We start from the raw sequence: 2,224 nt of genomic DNA on the forward strand, positions 1-2,224 counted from the left end.
GGTCAGCTTCGCATCATAAATGATGCTGCGGGGGCGAAGCCCTCAAGGAACTCACTCAGCGTGATAAAGATACAGAGAACTGTTCTGTAAAGATTTCTGCACATCGATGATTCTCTGATTGAAAGAGCCTTTCCAGTGCAGTTTCGTATCCTTCAGGTCTTCCATAAATCTGCCGTCTACCAGTACGTCGATATACTGCATCATCGGCAGAGCGCTGATCTCTTCCCAGCGATAGCCTGTGTACAGCCAGATATTCTTATCTGGAAATTCATATTTTACTTTTCTTGCCAGATGCTCGATTGCTGCGCGGTTGCCTTCGAAAAGGGGGTCACCGCCGCTGAAAGTGATGCCGCTGATATAGTCGCGGCTGAGAATCTCAAACAGTTCTTTTTCCGCATCTTCGTCAAAGGGGATGCCGCTTTCGGGATCCCATGTCTGAGGGTTATGACAGCCTTTGCAGTGGTGAGGGCAGCCGCTGACCCAAAGCACTACCCGCAGCCCTTCGCCGTTGAGCATATCGTCTTTTGTGATGTTGTGATATCGCAAGCCCATTACATACTCTTCCTTTCTGCAATTTCAGCCATTTTCGCATCGTTCAGACGGGAATCGCCTTTCACACGGGAATAGGACAGATAGCCATTCATTCTGTCGATCTTTGTCAGGTTGCTGCTGCCGCATTTCGGGCAGGTATCCATTTCCAGTTCCTGATGACCGCAGTCGTCACAGTAGGCCAGAGAAAGGTTGACCCCTTCGTAGAAGCCCATTTTCATGGCGCGGCGTACCAGTGTGCGGATGGCATCCAGATTATAATCGATGGGATATTTTACATACTGGATCTTGCCGCCGTTGGACAGATCCCAGAAGCGTTTTTCCAGATCCTGTTTTTCGATGGGAGTGATATCTTCGGTAACGTGGCAATGGAAACTGTTGGAGACATAGGGTCTGTCGGAAACATGTTCCACTACGCCGAACTTCTTGCGGAACTGGGTTACCTGCAGGCCGCAGAGGCTTTCTGCAGGGGTGCCGTAGATGGCATACAGATTGCCGTCGGCTTTTTTGAATTCCGCAATTTTTTCGTTGATATGTTTCAGGGTTTCGATAGCAAATTCGCCGTCTTCCACCAGAGATTTACCGTTATACAGTTCCTGCAGTTCATTCAGGGCAGTGATGCCGAAAGAAGCGGTTGCTGTTTTCAGCAGAGGTTTGATCTTATCATGGAAATTCAGGTGACCGCCGTAGAAACCGCCTTCGCAGTAAGCCAGAGGGTTTGTGGAGGCGCGCATTTCACCCAGATATGCGTAAGTGCGGATATGGAGCTGACGGATCAGTTCCAGATAATAATCCAGTACTTCAAAGAAAGGCTTGTTTTCCTGTTTTGCTTTGGCATAGATCATGGGCAGATGCAGGCTGACCGCACCGATATTGAAGCGGCCCACGAAGACGGGTTTGTCGTTTTCGTCCGCAGGTTCCATGCCGCCTTTTTCGTACCAGGGGGAAAGGAAGGCTCTGCAGCCCATGGGGCTGATGATAGCACCGTATTTTTTATACATTTCCGCCACATAACCTTCACCTGTCAGGGAAAGCCAGTCGGGATACATGCTCTTGGAGGAGCAGAGGATACCTGCTTCGAATACATCTTCCAGTTCCTTGCCGGGGCCGTGGAGGTTTTCATCATAGAGGAAAACCAGCTTGGGGAAAAGTACGGGTTTTTTGCAGGTCTTCTTGCCCTGACCCTTACGGCGTACGTTCAGCATGGAAATAGATGCCATCTTGGCAAATTTCCCTGTGCCTGTGCCGAAGGTCATGGTGATGAAGGGATAGTCCCCGCGGCTGGAAGCAACAGTATTGAATTTATATTCCCAGCCCTGGAAGCCCTGATCGAAATCCTTCTGGATATCTTTCATGGTTTCTCTGTCTGCCACACGGGCAGTCAGACCCAGATCGATATATCTGCGGTAATATTTTTCATAACTCTTTTCTGCAAAAGGTTCCAGCAGCAGGTCTACAGAAGGTACTGTAAAGCCACCGTACTGCTGGCTGGCTGCGGAAAGGACAATATCGCCGATGACGTCAAAGGCAACTTCCAGTGTTTTGGGCTCGTTGTACCACAGGTTGCCCATTTCAAAGCCCCCTGTCAGTACAGTCTTTACATCGAACAGACAACAGTTCATGGTGTCCCTTCTGGCGGACATATCGTGGATATAGATATACCCGTCACGGCAGG

2 protein-coding genes are annotated in these 2,224 nt (G+C 49.6%); both read right to left on the reverse strand.

Annotated elements, in window-relative coordinates; translation table 11 throughout:
- Positions 1-51 precede the first annotated feature (51 nt).
- Complete coding sequence (nrdG, locus tag ACJMLT_RS03430; RefSeq protein ID WP_405726627.1) at positions 52-546, reverse strand: anaerobic ribonucleoside-triphosphate reductase activating protein; 495 nt, start codon at positions 544-546, stop codon at positions 52-54.
- 5 nt (positions 547-551) lie between these two features.
- A partial coding sequence (nrdD, locus tag ACJMLT_RS03435; RefSeq protein ID WP_405726625.1) for an anaerobic ribonucleoside-triphosphate reductase occupies positions 552-2,224 on the reverse strand: 1,673 nt, incomplete at its 5' end.

Origin of the sequence: Anaerotignum sp. (assembly GCF_045122575.1) — a bacterium.
Lineage (GTDB): Bacteria > Bacillota > Clostridia > Lachnospirales > Anaerotignaceae > Anaerotignum_A.